Genomic DNA, 14,216 nt, shown 5'->3' with positions numbered 1-14,216 from the left:
GACGGGCGCGACGACACCGAGCGCTCTATCGGCGATACCTGTGGATCGCGCTCGACGGCCTGCGCGCAGAGCGGCGCCTCGCCCAGCCGGCATCGGCGTCGCGCCTCCTGCCATGATGGGGCGATGCCGATCCGCTACCCCGCACCGCTGCGTCCCGGCGACACGATCGCCGTCACCTCCCCGTCGAGCGGTGTCACCGCCGCCGAACGGGCACGCCTGGAGTTCGCGATAGCCGGCCTGCGCAACCGCGGATATCGCGTCGTCGTCGGCGAATGCATGGACGGCGCTCGGCATGTGAGCGCACCCGCGACCGATCGCGCGCGCGAGCTCACCGCGTTTCTGACAGATCCCGCCGTGCGAGCGGTGGTTCCCCCGTGGGGTGGCGACACGGCGATCGACCTGCTCCCCCTCCTCGACTGGGAAGCCATCGCGGCCGCGGATCCCACCTGGTTCATCGGCTTCTCCGACATCTCCACGCTCCTCACCCCGATGACGCTGCTCACAGGCATCGCCACCGTCCACGGCAACAACCTCATGGACACCCCGTACCAGGCACCCGAAGGACTGCTCGGCTGGCTGGACATCGTCACGACCGAGGCGCGCAGCACGCTCATCCAGAACTCCCCGGGCCGTTTTCGGGCGGAAGGGTGGGATGACTACGTCACCCATCCCGACGTCACGGCGATGACCCTGAACGCCACCGGGTCATGGCTGCGTCTCGACGACGGCAGCGGCGACATCGATCTCACCGGACGCCTGATCGGGGGATGCATCGACACGATCTCCAACATCGCCGGCACCCCCTACGCAGACCTGACCGCCTTCGCCGACGAGCACGCTCCGGAGGGTCTCATCGTCTACGTCGAGGCCGCCGACCAGGACGCGCTCACGATCTGCGGCCACCTGCACGGCATGCGTCTGGCGGGGTTCTTCGATCGCGCGAACGCCGTGCTCGTCGGCAGGACGGGTGCCCCCGACTCACCCACGATGACCCAGCACGAAGCGATTCTCGACGCCCTCGGCGGCCGCGGCATCCCGATCATCGGCGACGTCGAGTGCGGGCACGTGCAGCCCTTCATGCCCATCGTCAACGGAGCGCTCGGTCGGGTTCGATTCGGCGACGGAGTCAACTCGCTGGAGCAGGCTCTCGCCTGATCACCCCGCACCGTCAGACAGGCTGCGCCTCGAAGACCATCAGGCGCTGTGTCCCGTCGAAGGGCGTCCGCTGCCAATCGCCCCAGATCGCGCGGACATCGAAGCCCGCTGCCGCCAGCTGCTGCGTCAGCACCTCGTCGGCACGGAAGGTCAGCAGCACCTCCTCTTCGACGAGATCGCCGGTCGCTTCGAATCGGTTGAACGAGTGGAGCACCACACGCCCTCCCCCGAGCTCGTCGACCTCGGTCCACTCGGTCAGCGTCCCGTGCGCCGTCTCGCGGGTCGTCGGCTCGTCCTGCACCCAGCTCTCCCACGCGCGGGCCGAGGGGTTGCGGCTCTCGAAAGAGAGCACGGCACCGGGTGAAGCGACCTGCCGCAGAGCCTGCAGCGTCTGCTCCCAGTCCGGGTCCGGGATGTGCTGCGCCACGTTCCCCGTCATCACCATCAGGTCGTACGACGAGCCCGGGATGCTGCGCCCGTCGCCGTGGACCCATCTGACGGTGTCCGCTCCCGGGCGTCTGCGCGCGTACTCCAGCATCGCGTGGGACGGGTCCACTCCCACCACGGTGCGTCCGGGTGCGGAGAACGTCACCGTGAGGATCCCGGTGCCGCAGCCGAGGTCCAGGATGCGCCGGGCGCCCCGCTCCGCGGCGAGCGCCCGGTAGTAGTCGTGGTCGGGACCATCCGGATTGTCGCCGTCATAGAGGTCGACGATCCGAGCGTCATAGTCGGCCAACGGGCGCCCCCTCCGCGAGAGAACGGGTGATGGTCATGGTCTCCCCTCTGACCGGATGTGAACAGAGACGCACGCGAAAGAGGCGACGTCGCGGCATCCCGCGTTCGATCGTAAGCGGTCGCGATCACACAGCGGGAACGGCGGAGCCGGATGCCGGTGGTCGATTCTCCGCGGGAGTCGACGCCAACCGGGGATCGACAGGCCCTGGTGGCGAACACGGAAAGGCCGGATGCTCGGTGAAGACCGTCCACAACGACCCGAGGAGGCCGCCGCCATGCCCCGCCACCCCATCGACATCTCCGTTCCCGACCTCACCGGGCAGCGCATCGTGCTGACCGGAGGCAGCGACGGCATGGGACTCGTCATCGCCACCCGGCTCGCCAGTGCGGGAGCGGAGCTGATCCTTCCCGTGCGCAACCCGCAGAAGGGCGAGACCGCTCTCCACACGATCCGCGAGCATGCCCCGGGGGCGAACGTGTCCCTGCGGGCGCTGGATCTGGCCTCCCTCGCATCCGTCGCCGCGCTCGGAGAGACGCTGCGCGGCGAGGGCGCTCCGATCCACAGGTTCATCGGGAACGCCGGGGTGATGACCCCGCCGACGCGGCAGACCACCGCCGATGGCTTCGAGCTGCAGTTCGGGACCAACCACCTCGGCCACGCGGCGCTCATCGGGCACCTGATGCCCCTACTGCGCGCGGGCTCCGCGCGGGTCACGCTGCAGTTGAGCCTCGCTGCGGACCAGGGCGCGGTCAACTGGGACGACCCGAACTGGGCGCGCTCATACGACGGCATGGCCGCGTATCGCCACTCGAAGATCGCCTACGGGCTGTTCGGTCTCGAACTCGATCGGCGCAGCAGAGCCGGCGACTGGGGCATCACCGTCACCCTCCCCCACCCGGGGATCGCGCCCACGAACCTGCTCGCCGTACGCCCGGAGATGGGGCGGACGCGCGCCGTCCCCCTGCGACGGGTGGTGTCCGTGCTCTCTCGGATCGGCATCATGGGAACGGTCGCGAGCGCGGGGCTCCCCGCTCTCCTCGCAGCGACCGCCCCCGACGCACAGGGTGGAACGCTGTACGGGCCGAGCGGACTCGGCGGGCTCGGCGGCCGCCCCGCGCAGCGGGAGCTGTTCTCGCGCCTGCGCAGCCCCGAGGACGCCGCCCGCATGTGGGAGCTCACGCAGCAGCTGACCAAGGTCCCGCTTCCGACTGCCTGAGACCCGAGCCGTGCCAGCGATCGTCGACGCGTCAGACCACCATGCGCAACGACTCGTATGCCGGAGTGGGATCCGACCTCAATCGCCCATAGGTGTCGACATCGACGCGCCGGCCGTCGACGAGGAACTTCGCCCGCTCGGTCCCCTCCCGAACGAAGCCGGCATGGCGCGCGATAGCGCCCGAAGCGGGGTTGTTCACGCGATGACCGAGTTCAAGGCGTTCCAGGCCGCGCACGGTGAGCGCCCAGTCGGCCACCGTGGCGGCGGCTCTGCTCGTCCAGCCGCGCCCGCGCGCGGCATCCGTCATCCAGTACCAGAACCAGCCGTTGCGGTTCTTCTCGTCGACGGTCACGCAGACGAGGCCGACGAGCTTGTCACCCGCGGCGACCACCCACGCCTCGTGCGGAGAACCGGCCGCGGCGAGTCGCGCGACATATGCCTCGGCGTCGGCGAGGCTCGATACGTCACCCTGGCGCGCCATGTCTTCGTTCGATTCGAATGCGGCGAGAACAGCCGGCGCGTCGTCGGGGCAGAGGCGGCGCAGCGACGGCGCGCCGTCGGCGTCGACCCCACGCCCTGGTTCAGTGGTCGCCGCACGCATGATCGACGTCCCGATCTCTGCGAAGCAGACCGAATATCCATGAGTCCGATACGACCCCGTCGACGACGCAATCCTCCCGGAGGGTGCCCTCCAGGAGGAATCCGAGCTTCTCCAGCACACGACGGGAGGCGATGTTGCGGGTGTCGGCCTCCGCCTGCACTCGATTCAGATCCAGCGCAGCATATGCCCAGTCGAGGAGGGCGGCGGCCGCCTCCGTCGCAAATCCCTTTCCCCATTCGGCCCGCGCGAGAGCGTAGCCGATCGAGGCACTGCGGAAGTCGGGGTTCCAGCTGTTGAAGGTGCACCAACCGATGAACTCGCCGTCGGCACGGCGTTCGATAGCCAGCCGCAGAGCGGTGCCGCGCTCCACTGCCTTCTCGCCGTTAGCGAAGAACTGCTCCACCATGGAACGGTCGGCTCAGGGCGGCGAGTCCCAATACCTCATCGCCTCTGCGTCGCTCTGGAGCGCGAACAACGGTTCCCCATCTGAAGCCCGGAACGGTCTGAGAAGGAGTCGGTCGGTCTCGATCGTCGGCACCACGAGGCTCATGATCGATATGGTGTCACACCTCGTGCGACAGGCAGAGTCAACCGCCACCGGCCGACCGACATCTCCCCGGCAGCCGCCCTCGACCGACGTCGCTCCGACATCCTCTGCGCCATGCTCCGCGACGGCACCCTCCATCAAGCGCCGCAACAGGCTCAGATCGTCGAGTTCGCCCGCGCGGGATGAGGGTGATCAGTCGACATCAACGCTCTGCCAGATGACGTCAGCCACGCACAAGCCGGTCTCGGTCTCGCGATAGAACACGTCGGTTGGGACCTCCTCACCGGAAGTCCCGCTCAAGCCTGCGCCTTCGAGGTTGATTCTCCACGTCGCGTCAAGCGCCGGTCGATCAACGGATGTCTCGGGGTCGAACTGCTCTGGCTCTCCCGCGCTGAGTCCGTCCCACACGTCCGCTTCGCCGAAGACCGCAGCAGAACCCTCGCAGCTAAGCGAGTCCTGACCGCCGGACGAAGCCCCGGCGATCAATTTCTCAGTTGTGTCGATCACGCGCGCACCGTCGGGGCTCCAAAGCACCCCATCGATCGAGCACCCCGTCACAGCAACGAGAGCAACACCAACAACGGTCAGCGCGAGCACGCGACGAGGAACCTTCACCCCATCACAGTATCGAGACAAAACGCCGCCGCACACGGTCTCACAGACAGCTCTGCGCTCGAATACCTCCTCGATCCGCTCGCCATCTGCGTGACGTATGCGTCGTCAGTTCACGGGCATGCGTCGTCCAGCCGAGGTCTGAAACCGAATCAGATACCCGTCCGGATCAGTCACGAGGAACTGATGCACCCCTGCTTCCTCGGTGTCACTCACCCGGTACCACTTCGTCTCAGGCTCCATGAAGATCGCCACACCGGCGTCGCGGAGGACGCTCACGATGGGGTCGATCTCGGCGACGCCGATCTGAAAGTTGACTCCACGACCGAAGGGCTGGACAAGGTCACCTGTCAGCCAGTTCCGTCCAACGCCACACTCCTCGAGCATGACATGCGCACTCCCCCTCGTAATGTATGCGAACCTCTCCTCGGGACGCTCATATGCGATCTCGAAACCGCACAGTCCGCACCAGAAGTCGATGCTCGCGCGAATATCGGAGACGAGAAGCTCGGGGACGAGGTCGGGCTCAAGATCACGAGAAATCACCGAACCATGGTGCCAGCACTGCCAGCGCCCTGTCCGGCTCTGAAACGTCCTTCTGGGCGTTCCCTCTCGCTGCGCTCGCCCAACGACCGGGGGCAGGGATCACACGTTGAAGCGGAAGTCCACCGAATTCTGGCACACACAACGATCAGCGGTGATGGGATTCACATCATGCTGAGGCGCTCCGCGAGTGCGGCAGCGATCTCGTCCGCCGTCTGCGCGGCTGTGTCGAGCTCCACCACCTCATCAGACCACGTCGCGTAGCCCGCGCGCCGGCGCTGCACTTCTGTCCATGTCGGCTCGCCGACATGGGTGAGACCGCGTTCCCTGGCGCTGAGCCTTCGCTCATGCTCCTGCACATCGGAGATCACGAGGTACACGAAGTCGACAGATGCCCCCGTGCGCGATCCCGCAGTGCGCCAGGTGTTCCGAGCTCCCTCACTGTCGTTGACAGCATCGACCACGACGACGTGACCGAGCCCTAGATTCTGCTCTGCCATCGCGCGAGTCGCCTCATACGCAGCAACCCCGACCTGCCACCCCGACGGCAGACCACAGGCAAGGATCGACTCCTCAACCGCGTCGACCGACAGGTGTACCGCCCCGGTGCGCCGAGCCACGATTTCGGCGACGCTCGTCTTCCCAACTCCTGGCAGACCGGAGAGAACGACCAGACGACCGGTCGTGTGACCTTCAGCGGAGCGATCGCGGCAATCTGTTCTGACACTCGATCCTCCGCGAGTTCCAATTCGTACTGCGCCAACAGATGCAGCTTCCGACGCTAGACGTTAAAGCGGAACTCCACCACGTTCCGGCACAGACAACGATGTGGACTGACACTCTCGCGCCTCCTGACTCCGCGGGCTCGACCTGCTGAAGAATGAGCTCTACCGTGCACGCTGATCGTCCGTGTCGAAACCCGGACGAGATGCCCTCTCTTCCACGCTTTCCAGTTCCTGAAAGAAGGTCACCTGCCAGCCTGCCGGTCCTTCGACCCTCGCGTTGATGCTCCGGAACGGCGTCGTGGTCAGCGGAGCCAGCAGGCGGGCATCCGCAGCGCGCGCATCGGACACCGCCCGCGCGGCGTCATCGACCTCGAGGGCAAGCCTCAGCGTCGGGCCGGACGAAGGCTCAGCGCCCTCGATCCGATCGATGTTGCGAGCGTGGGTCGGCGTGGCGAGTTCGATCGTGGCGGTGCCGGCGTTCAGAATCGACACCCGGTCATCTCCATCAGTGGCGAAGGCAGGCTGCTCGGGCATACCGAGGACATCGCGATAGAAGCGGAGGGCCTCATCGAAGTCGTCGGTCTCGATGATCAAACGGAGCTGCCTGGGCCGATTCGATGTCGTCATGCAGATCAGTCTCGACCCTGACACCCATGTCAGTTGCAAGACCGAATCGCACCGCCATCGACGCCAGTCGCTCGAGTTCGCCCTCGACCGCGGCTCGCTCACTCTCCAGGCGTTGCCGTGCCGCCTGGAAGGCCCCGGCCAGCTGCTCGCGAATCACGCCAAGCTCGCTGATCGCGGGCAGCAGCTCGCGGATCACGGAGCTGCAGAATCCTGCGTCGAAGAGCTCCTGGATCTCGCCGACGATCCGGACTTCGTCGACCTCGGAAGAACGGTGACCGGCAGACGATCTCTGCGGCATCAGCAGTCCTTGCTGCTCGTAGTAGCGCAAGGAGCAGACGAACGTGCTGATCACGGCCGGCAGAAGTCGGTGACTTCCCCTTGCGTGACGAAGCCTGCGGCCAGGTAGGTGGCAACGGCGGCCGCATTCGACGACGGCGTCGCAACAGTTGCGCTTGAACACGCCATACGTCGCAGCGCCTCCGCTGCCGCGAGCGTGATCGCAACTCCGTACCCTCGCCCACGATGGTCACCATGAACGCCCAACGGCTCGATGACGCCCGGGCGACCAGGGCCAGCCGACCAGACTGTGGTCGCCGCGACGGGGGTCTCGTCCTCGTCATAACCGACGAGACATTCAGCAGTGCGATATGCATACCCTTCTGCCATCTGACGCCAACGGTCGGCGGACAACGAAGAGCCAGGAAACGCAGCCGCCTCCACCATCACGCGGTCCTCGATCAACTCCACCCCGACGACCTTGACCTGCAGCGAGGGCGAGGGGACGGGCGATGCCAGGTCTCGATACAGCGGGGTCCACGGGTCATCCTCTGTCCAGCCACGATCGGACAGGCTTTGTTGAAGCGCGCTTCCAAATCTGGCCTCAACAACTCCACGACCTGACGGCAGGACGTCGCCCAGGGAGTCGACGAAGTCGTCGGCGATTCGATTGGCGAATACATGATCCTCGCCAACGGCCGGCGAGATGGCCATGCGAATCAATTCCGACTCGTCGAGAAATCCGACCGCCATGGCGTCGCCCTTGCGAGACCACACCCGAAGTGCCGCAGCGAGTGATTCGGCCCCGAACCGTCCGTACCAGCCCAAATCTCCGGGATGGACCTGAATAGGCGAACCCTCTTGTTGCCAGGACGCCACGGCTTCGATGATGCGGGGAAGCTCTGTCACCGACGGAGTGCTCATTGACACTGTCATGCGACCAGCCTCACACAGGTGCGGTTCTCCCTGCAGACGAGTCACGACCCCGCGTCCGCCGCAGGTAGGTCGGTAGCCTGGGCAACTATGTGCGCGATCAATCTCTGGGCGGTGAACGCCGCAGCCTTCACGACCGAGTTCCAGCAGTTCACCGAGGAACGGCTCGGCGTCGCGCCCGTCGCCGAAGAGATGAGCATCGGCTCGAGCCGCGTGCGCGGCTCTTCGCGCGTCTTCACTCTGACAACACGCATGTGCGACTGCGGTTCGCTGATCGGCCGGCGTGCCGATCCTGCCCATGACGGCGAGATCAGCGCGGAACGCTGGCTCGCCTGGCTCCGCGAACTCCCCGACCATGTCCCGCACGTCTCCCGCATCGCCGTCCTCCGCGCGTGGAGCCCCGAAAGCGATGTCGTCACCCCGCAGCGCTCACGCGGCATCCGCATCGGCGAGCTCGACGAGACGATCCTGCGCGACATCCGCGACGACATGCTGCTGACGCTCGACTACCCGCGGGCCTGGTAGAACGCGAAGGCCCCGGCCGTCACCGACGACCGGGGCGAAGCGCGAACGGACCAGTGATCACACGTTAAACCGGAACTCCAACACGTTACGTCGCGGTTAGCGGTCTGCTGGTGCGATCGCGCCGAGCTTCGCCCCGAACCCCGCACAGAGCACGTGCGCCTGTTCGAGGGGGATCCATCGGCACGTCCAACGCTGAGTCTGGCCCCCGTCTGAAGGATCCTCCTCACCGGAAGACCACCGCTCCGGTAGTGAGTGCTCTGCCGGTTCAAGCTGAAAGAAGTGTCGCTCGTGCATCTCCGGTTTGGACGGCCAGACGTCGTATAGTTCGACACCCAAGTCACGAATGACACGTGTGGCCATCCCTGTCTCCTCAAGAACCTCGCGCACGACGGCCGCGCCCGGCTCTTCGCCGGGCTCGATGGATCCCGCAGGCACTTGCACCCCCGCAACATCGAGCGGGACGTCGTCGTGGGTGAAGACCAGGAGATCACCGTCATGCACGACGTACGCCACAACCTTTCTGACGAGTCGGCGATCCGGCCCAGCGCTCACGCGACCTTCAGCGGCCTGATCGCAGCGATCTTGTCGCGCAGAGCGCGCCGTTCCAGCCGCAGTTCATAGTTCGACTGCAAGTTCATCCAGAACTCCTCTGACGTCCCAAAGTAGCGGGCCAGCCGGATCGCTGTGTCCGCCGTGATTCCCCGCTTGCCGTGCACGATCTCATTGATCCGCCGCGGCGGCACACCGATCGAGACCGCCAGCTTGTTCTGCGTGATCCCGAAGCCCTCGATGAAGTCCTCCATCAAGATCTCTCCCGGATGGATCGGCTCGATCAGGTCGTTCTCAGTGGTGGTCGACGAGTTCGACATCTTCCGCACCTCCATCCCTCCAGACAAAGCAGATCCGCCACTGCGCATTGACGCGGATGCTGTGCTGCCCGCGCCGGTCGCCAGACAACTGTTCCAGCCGGTTCCCCGGCGGGAGTCTGAGGTCTTCCACGTCTCTTGCCGCATGGATGACTTCAAGCTTCCGCAAGGCCGCCCGCTGTACCAACCGGTCAATGCGCTTGACGTACTGCTCATGCCAGATGCGTTCGGTGTCCTTGCTCGCGAACGATCTGATCACAGGCTCAGAATATAACGAAACCCGTCAATAACGCTAGACGTTAAACCGGAACTCCACCGGGTTACGTTACGGATAGGAATCACGGCCTATCGAGTGGGGGACCTAGAACACGTGGGGGACAGTGAACCCGCCCGAGAAGAGCACTGCAGCGAGGCCAACAACGGCCAGCCCCACCAGCACGATGTATGAGAAAGTACGCACCCACCCCCACGACTGACCGCCCCGAGCAGTGAGGATCAAAGCCACGGCCGGCACAATCATGAAACCCCCGAACCACAGAGCAGGGGCGACACGAACGTCGGGAGCAGGGCACGGATTCGCGAGGGCACACAGAGTCGGAATGCCCTGAGCCAGCCACATGAGCACCCACGTCGCTAGCAGAATGCCGATCGCCGGCAGCACCCTTGCTGCCAGGTTCACGCGTCGAGTTTCACCAGGCTTCACATCGCCACTCTGGCAGATGCTCGAGTTCCGGCTCACACGTTGAAACGGAACTCCACCACGTCGCCGTCCTGCATGACGTAGTCCTTGCCCTCCAGGCGCGCCTTGCCGTGGGCACGCGCCTCGACGACCGAGCCGAGCTCGACGAGATCCTCGAACGAGATGACCTCGGCCTTGATGAAGCCCTTCTCGAAGTCTGTGTGGATGACCCCCGCCGCCTGCGGCGCCTTCCAGCCCTTGCCGATCGTCCAGGCCCGGGCCTCCTTCGGGCCCGCGGTCAGGTACGTCTGCAGCCCGAGCGTGTCGAAGCCGATGCGCGCCAGCTGGTCGAGGCCCGACTCGTCCTGTCCCGTCGAAGCCAGTAGCTCCGCAGCATCCTCCGGATCGAGGTCGATGAGCTCCGACTCGATCTTCGCGTCGAGGAAGACGGCCTTCGCGGGGGCCACCAGGGCCTCCAGCTCGGCCTTGCGCGCGGCATCCGTCAGCACCGCCTCATCCACGTTGAACACGAAGATGAACGGCTTCGCCGTCAGCAGCCCGAGCTCCTTGATAGGCGCGAGGTCGACGCCCGACGCCGACAGCAGAACGCCGCGATCGAGGGCGTCCTTCGCGGCGACGGCAGCCTCGAGCACGGACTTGTCTGTCTTGCGGCCTTTGACTTCCTTCTCGTACCGCGTGATCGCCTTCTCGAGCGTCTGCAGGTCGGCGAGCATCAGCTCGGCGCCGATCGTCTCGAGGTCGTTCTTCGGGTTGACCTCACCCTCGACGTGCACGACGTCGTCGTCGGCGAACCCGCGCACGACCTGCGCGATCGCGTCGGCCTCGCGGATGTTCGCCAAGAACTGGTTGCCCAGCCCCTCACCCTCACTCGCACCGCGCACGATGCCGGCGATGTCGACGAACGACACGGTCGCGGGCACAGTCCGCTCGCTGTGGAAGACCTCGGCGAGCCGGTCGAGCCGTTCATCGGGAAGGTTCACCACCCCGATGTTGGGCTCGATCGTCGCGAACGGATAGTTCGCTGCGAGCACCTGGTTGCGGGTCAGGGCGTTGAACAGGGTGGACTTGCCGACGTTGGGCAGTCCGACGATTCCGATGGTGAGGGCCACGGGCATCCAGTCTACGGGGGTGGATGCCGCAGCCCGCCGCCCACGCACGCAGACGGGTTCGCTACGGCCGCAGCGCCCGGAACGCCGTGGTCACGTAGGGCAGCTCGACCACGGCGTCGCCGACCGCCCCGATGCCGTCGAAGACCTCGCCCAGCTCGCGGTCGATGCGCGCGCGCTCGGTGTCGTCGGCCGTGATGACGTAACTGCGCGAATGCGCCATGTCGAACAGGTCCGCGCGGCTCATCGACCGCGCCCAGCGCCACGAGTGCGATTCGAGCGCGCCGAACGGTGAGGCCACCGTCGGCCCGCCCTCGGCGAGCATCACCTCGGCATTGCTGCCGTGCATGATCCGCGTCATCGCGGCGACCCACTCGACCGACTCGTCGCGAATGTTCCAAACGAGCCCGAGCACGCCAGCCGGGCGCAGCACTCGCGCGACCTCGGCGGACGCCGCGACCGGATCCACCCAGTGCCACGCCTGCCCGAACACCACGGCATCGAGCGCGGCGTCGGGCAGCGGCAGCGCCTCCCCCGTCCCCGCGAGTGTCGGCACGCCGGGCACCGCCGCCCGCAGCGCCTCGAGCATCGCCGCATCCGGCTCGACGGCGACCACCTCGGCGTCGGCCTCTACCAGCGCACGAGTCAGCTTGCCGGTGCCGGCACCCACATCGGCCACGCGCACGCGGTGACCCTCCGTGCGCGTCGGCTGCAGCATCCACTCGACCGCCTCCGCGGGGTATTCCGGGCGCCCCGTCTCGTAGGCGTCGGTGGCGGCACCGAACGACCGCGACATCTCTTCACGTGTGGCCATGGGCCCACCCTACGGCGCGCCTGAGTCCGCCTCATAGGCGCAGGGGTGAGACTGCAGACGTGCCCGTGGACTTCACCGCTATCGACTTCGAGACGGCGAACTCCAGCAGTGCCTCGGCCTGCGCGGTCGGACTCGTCCGCGTCCGCAGCGGCGAGGTCGTCGCGCAGACGGGATGGCTGATCCGCCCGCCGGCCGGGTTCGACCGCTTCTTCGATGTGAACATCGGCATCCACGGCATCCACCCCGAAGACGTGCGGGACGCCAAGACGTGGAGCGAGCAGCTCGACGACATCGCGGCGTTCGCCGCGGCCGACGTGCTCGTCGCACACAACGCGGGCTTCGACATGTCGGTGCTGCGGCGCGCGTGCGAAGCCAGCGGCGATGTCTGCCCGCCGTACCGCTATTTCTGCAGCCTGCAGCTGGCGCGTCGCGTGTACGAGCTGCCCTCGTACCGGCTGCCGCTCGCGGCGGCCGCGGCGGGCTTCACCGACTTCACCCACCACGAGGCGACGGCCGATGCGCTCGCGTGCGCCCATATCGTGATGGATGCCGCGGCCCGTGCCGGCGCGCGCTCCATCGACGCGCTTGCCGACGCGCACGGGCTCAGAGTCAAGACGATCGACGTCGCGGCGCCGGTGGTCGAGCCCGTCTTCGCCGCCTGACCGGCGCACGCCGCGCCGGCATCATCGATACGCGCCCGAGCCCTTGTTTGCTCGCGCCCTGGACTCACCCTCGCCTCGGGCGAGGGGATCTGCCGGAGCGAGGGCCGAATCTGCACATTCGCTCCTCGCGTCGGCATTTCCCCTCGCCTCAGGCGAGGGCCCCGACCGGACGGTCACCCGGGCCCGCGGCCCGCGGCCCGCCGCGCCGCGCCGAGTCTGCGGCGTGATGTCGGAGGCCCCGTCCATCATGGGGACATGGACGCATTCTGGCCCGCACTGATCGCCGTCGCCTGCCTCGCCCTCGGACTCGTGGCGGGCTGGGCCCTGCACGCCCTGCGCGGCGCGGACGAGCACGCCGGCCTGCTCGCGCGCGCTGTCGCAGCCGAGACCGAGACCGCCTCCCTGCGCGACCGGGTCGCCCGCCAAGACGAGCTGCATCGCGGCTTCGCCGAGCAGTCACGCCTCGACCAGGCGGCGCGTGAAGAGCGCGAGCGCCGCGAGCAGTCGGTGCTGCGCGCCCTTGAGCCGGTGCGCGAGACGCTGCAGGAGATGCAGCGCAAGGTCGATGTGCTCGAGACCGACCGCCACACGCAGTACGGCACGCTCGCCGAGCAGCTGCGGCGCACCGCAGAGAGTGAAGAGGCGCTGCGCGCGACCACCGAATCGCTCGCGGGTGCCCTGCGGTCAGGGGCGACCCGCGGCGTCTGGGGCGAGACGCAGCTGCGGCGGGTCGTCGAGGCAGCGGGACTCATCCGGTTCGTGGACTTCGATGTGCAGGCGTCCATCACATCCGACGCCGGCGCGGGGCGCCCCGACATGGTCATCCATCTTCCCGGCGACAAGGCGCTCGCACTCGACGCGAAGGTGCCGCTCGATGCGTACCTCGAAGCCAGTGCGATACCCGTGACCGCCCAGGGCGACGACGCGACGCGGCGCGCGACACTGCTCAGCAAGCATGTGAAGGCCGTCCGCGCCCACATCGACGCGCTCGCGCGCAAGACGTACTGGGCCGGCATGTCGTCCAGCCCCGAGTTCGTCATCTGCTTCCTGCCGAGTGAGTCGCTGCTGTCCACAGCGCTCGACGAAGACCCGACGCTGCTCGACTACGCCTTCGGCAAGCGCGTCGCCCTGGCGTCACCGGTGAATCTCTGGGCGGTGCTGAAGACCGTCGCCTACACGTGGACCCAGCAGGACGTCTCGCACGAAGCCCGTCGGCTGTTCGACCTGGGCAACGAGCTGTATGGACGCCTGGGCTCCCTGGCCGGGCATGCCGACGATCTGCGCAAGGCGATCGAGCGCACCGTCGACAGCTACAACCGCTTCGCCGGCTCGCTCGAGACGCGCGTGCTCGTCAGTGCACGGCGCTTTCCCGGCATCGACCAGACCAAGCTCGATGCGCTGGGCGAGGCATCGACGATCGAGAAGGGCACCAAGCGGCTGACCGCACCGGAATTCACCGAGGCGCCCCCGCTGGTCTCGGCAGACCTCGGCGAGTTGCGCGGGAGGATCGACACGACCGACGAGGGGGTCACCACGCGCGAAGAGTGAGCACCCGCAGGGCCAACGGCGCGA

Annotated in this window: 19 protein-coding genes; 5 read left to right on the top strand and 14 right to left on the bottom strand. The window is 67.1% G+C overall.

The window, feature by feature from the left end; all coding sequences use genetic code 11:
* Positions 1-123 precede the first annotated feature (123 nt).
* A complete protein-coding gene (locus ABMQ42_RS14885) occupies positions 124-1,155 on the top strand; it encodes a S66 family peptidase (protein WP_349723777.1) in 1,032 nt (343 codons plus the stop codon).
* Between the two features lie 13 nt (positions 1,156-1,168).
* On the opposite strand, the gene ABMQ42_RS14880 is transcribed toward ABMQ42_RS14885, so the two are convergent.
* Complete coding sequence (locus ABMQ42_RS14880; RefSeq protein WP_349723776.1) at positions 1,169-1,891, bottom strand: class I SAM-dependent methyltransferase; 723 nt, start codon at positions 1,889-1,891, stop codon at positions 1,169-1,171.
* Positions 1,892-2,165: 274 nt separating this feature from the next.
* Here ABMQ42_RS14880 and ABMQ42_RS14875 point away from each other — a divergent pair, with 274 nt between their 5' ends.
* Entirely contained in the window at positions 2,166-3,107 is a 942-nt protein-coding gene (locus tag ABMQ42_RS14875) for an SDR family oxidoreductase (protein WP_349723775.1), read from the top strand.
* A gap of 31 nt (positions 3,108-3,138) precedes the next feature.
* Here the strand turns inward: ABMQ42_RS14875 and ABMQ42_RS14870 are convergent, their stop codons facing one another.
* From ABMQ42_RS14870 to ABMQ42_RS14835, 8 genes are all read right to left on the bottom strand, one after another.
* The gene (locus ABMQ42_RS14870) at positions 3,139-3,708 is read right to left on the bottom strand and encodes a GNAT family N-acetyltransferase (RefSeq protein ID WP_349723774.1); all 570 of its coding nucleotides are present in this window, start codon (positions 3,706-3,708) and stop codon (positions 3,139-3,141) included.
* Positions 3,689-4,114 (bottom strand): GNAT family N-acetyltransferase, encoded by a 426-nt coding sequence (locus tag ABMQ42_RS14865; protein WP_349723773.1) that lies wholly within the window; start codon positions 4,112-4,114, stop codon positions 3,689-3,691. The genes ABMQ42_RS14870 and ABMQ42_RS14865 overlap by 20 nt, the downstream gene beginning before the upstream one ends.
* Before the next feature lie 333 nt (positions 4,115-4,447).
* Positions 4,448-4,870, bottom strand: a complete 423-nt coding sequence (locus tag ABMQ42_RS14860; protein ID WP_349723772.1) for a hypothetical protein — start codon at positions 4,868-4,870, stop codon at positions 4,448-4,450.
* Between the two features lie 105 nt (positions 4,871-4,975).
* On the bottom strand, positions 4,976-5,413 hold the full coding sequence (locus tag ABMQ42_RS14855) for a bleomycin resistance protein (RefSeq protein ID WP_349723771.1): 438 nt from the start codon (positions 5,411-5,413) through the stop codon (positions 4,976-4,978).
* 161 nt (positions 5,414-5,574) lie between these two features.
* Positions 5,575-6,084 carry a P-loop nucleotide/nucleoside kinase family protein gene (locus ABMQ42_RS14850; protein WP_349723958.1) on the bottom strand — a complete coding sequence of 170 codons (510 nt, stop codon included), beginning with the start codon at positions 6,082-6,084 and terminating at the stop codon, positions 5,575-5,577.
* Positions 6,085-6,297: 213 nt separating this feature from the next.
* Positions 6,298-6,729, bottom strand: a complete 432-nt coding sequence (locus ABMQ42_RS14845) for a VOC family protein (RefSeq protein WP_349723770.1) — start codon at positions 6,727-6,729, stop codon at positions 6,298-6,300.
* On the bottom strand, positions 6,701-7,114 hold the full coding sequence (locus tag ABMQ42_RS14840) for a MerR family transcriptional regulator (RefSeq protein ID WP_349723769.1): 414 nt from the start codon (positions 7,112-7,114) through the stop codon (positions 6,701-6,703). Before ABMQ42_RS14840 ends, ABMQ42_RS14845 begins: the two co-directional genes overlap by 29 nt.
* A complete protein-coding gene (locus ABMQ42_RS14835) occupies positions 7,111-7,962 on the bottom strand; it encodes a GNAT family N-acetyltransferase (RefSeq protein ID WP_349723768.1) in 852 nt (283 codons plus the stop codon). Before ABMQ42_RS14835 ends, ABMQ42_RS14840 begins: the two co-directional genes overlap by 4 nt.
* A 99-nt stretch (positions 7,963-8,061) precedes the next feature.
* On the opposite strand from ABMQ42_RS14835, the gene ABMQ42_RS14830 reads away from it, so the two are divergent.
* Positions 8,062-8,496 (top strand): hypothetical protein, encoded by a 435-nt coding sequence (locus ABMQ42_RS14830; RefSeq protein ID WP_349723767.1) that lies wholly within the window; start codon positions 8,062-8,064, stop codon positions 8,494-8,496.
* Between the two features lie 96 nt (positions 8,497-8,592).
* Here ABMQ42_RS14830 and ABMQ42_RS14825 read toward each other — a convergent pair whose 3' ends face one another.
* The 5 genes from ABMQ42_RS14825 to ABMQ42_RS14805 all read right to left on the bottom strand — a co-directional run bounded on the left by ABMQ42_RS14825 (position 8,593) and on the right by ABMQ42_RS14805 (position 11,982).
* The gene (locus ABMQ42_RS14825) at positions 8,593-9,048 is read right to left on the bottom strand and encodes an NUDIX hydrolase (protein ID WP_349723766.1); all 456 of its coding nucleotides are present in this window, start codon (positions 9,046-9,048) and stop codon (positions 8,593-8,595) included.
* On the bottom strand, positions 9,045-9,365 hold the full coding sequence (locus ABMQ42_RS14820) for a HigA family addiction module antitoxin (protein WP_349723765.1): 321 nt from the start codon (positions 9,363-9,365) through the stop codon (positions 9,045-9,047). The genes ABMQ42_RS14825 and ABMQ42_RS14820 overlap by 4 nt, the downstream gene beginning before the upstream one ends.
* The gene (locus ABMQ42_RS14815; RefSeq protein WP_349723764.1) at positions 9,340-9,621 is read right to left on the bottom strand and encodes a type II toxin-antitoxin system RelE/ParE family toxin; all 282 of its coding nucleotides are present in this window, start codon (positions 9,619-9,621) and stop codon (positions 9,340-9,342) included. The genes ABMQ42_RS14820 and ABMQ42_RS14815 overlap by 26 nt, the downstream gene beginning before the upstream one ends.
* A gap of 476 nt (positions 9,622-10,097) precedes the next feature.
* Positions 10,098-11,171: a redox-regulated ATPase YchF gene (gene ychF / locus ABMQ42_RS14810; RefSeq protein WP_349723763.1), complete on the bottom strand. Its 1,074-nt coding sequence runs from the start codon at positions 11,169-11,171 to the stop codon at positions 10,098-10,100.
* 61 nt (positions 11,172-11,232) lie between these two features.
* Positions 11,233-11,982 (bottom strand): class I SAM-dependent methyltransferase, encoded by a 750-nt coding sequence (locus ABMQ42_RS14805; RefSeq protein ID WP_349723762.1) that lies wholly within the window; start codon positions 11,980-11,982, stop codon positions 11,233-11,235.
* Positions 11,983-12,041: 59 nt separating this feature from the next.
* Between ABMQ42_RS14805 and ABMQ42_RS14800 the strand changes: the two genes are divergently transcribed.
* Both ABMQ42_RS14800 and ABMQ42_RS14795 read left to right on the top strand, forming a co-directional pair.
* On the top strand, positions 12,042-12,644 hold the full coding sequence (locus ABMQ42_RS14800) for an exonuclease domain-containing protein (protein WP_349723761.1): 603 nt from the start codon (positions 12,042-12,044) through the stop codon (positions 12,642-12,644).
* Positions 12,645-12,899: 255 nt separating this feature from the next.
* Positions 12,900-14,192 (top strand): DNA recombination protein RmuC, encoded by a 1,293-nt coding sequence (locus tag ABMQ42_RS14795; protein ID WP_349723760.1) that lies wholly within the window; start codon positions 12,900-12,902, stop codon positions 14,190-14,192.
* The last annotated feature ends 24 nt before the right edge of the window (positions 14,193-14,216 follow it).

It is taken from the genome of Microbacterium sp. KR10-403 (assembly GCF_040196215.1).
GTDB lineage: Bacteria > Actinomycetota > Actinomycetes > Actinomycetales > Microbacteriaceae > Microbacterium.
Note: the sequence above shows the minus strand (reverse complement) of the source record. Positions and strands in the feature narration are given on the sequence as shown.

Coding starts and splice junctions, on each gene's coding strand:
- ABMQ42_RS14885 (WP_349723777.1), top strand. CDS start 124: ATGCCGATCCGCTACCCCGCACCGCTGCGTCCCGGCGACACGATCGCC.
- ABMQ42_RS14875 (WP_349723775.1), top strand. CDS start 2,166: ATGCCCCGCCACCCCATCGACATCTCCGTTCCCGACCTCACCGGGCAG.
- ABMQ42_RS14870 (WP_349723774.1), bottom strand. CDS start 3,708: ATGCGTGCGGCGACCACTGAACCAGGGCGTGGGGTCGACGCCGACGGC.
- ABMQ42_RS14865 (WP_349723773.1), bottom strand. CDS start 4,114: ATGGTGGAGCAGTTCTTCGCTAACGGCGAGAAGGCAGTGGAGCGCGGC.
- ABMQ42_RS14835 (WP_349723768.1), bottom strand. CDS start 7,962: ATGAGCACTCCGTCGGTGACAGAGCTTCCCCGCATCATCGAAGCCGTG.
- ABMQ42_RS14830 (WP_349723767.1), top strand. CDS start 8,062: ATGTGCGCGATCAATCTCTGGGCGGTGAACGCCGCAGCCTTCACGACC.
- ABMQ42_RS14820 (WP_349723765.1), bottom strand. CDS start 9,365: ATGTCGAACTCGTCGACCACCACTGAGAACGACCTGATCGAGCCGATC.
- ABMQ42_RS14805 (WP_349723762.1), bottom strand. CDS start 11,982: ATGGCCACACGTGAAGAGATGTCGCGGTCGTTCGGTGCCGCCACCGAC.
- ABMQ42_RS14795 (WP_349723760.1), top strand. CDS start 12,900: ATGGACGCATTCTGGCCCGCACTGATCGCCGTCGCCTGCCTCGCCCTC.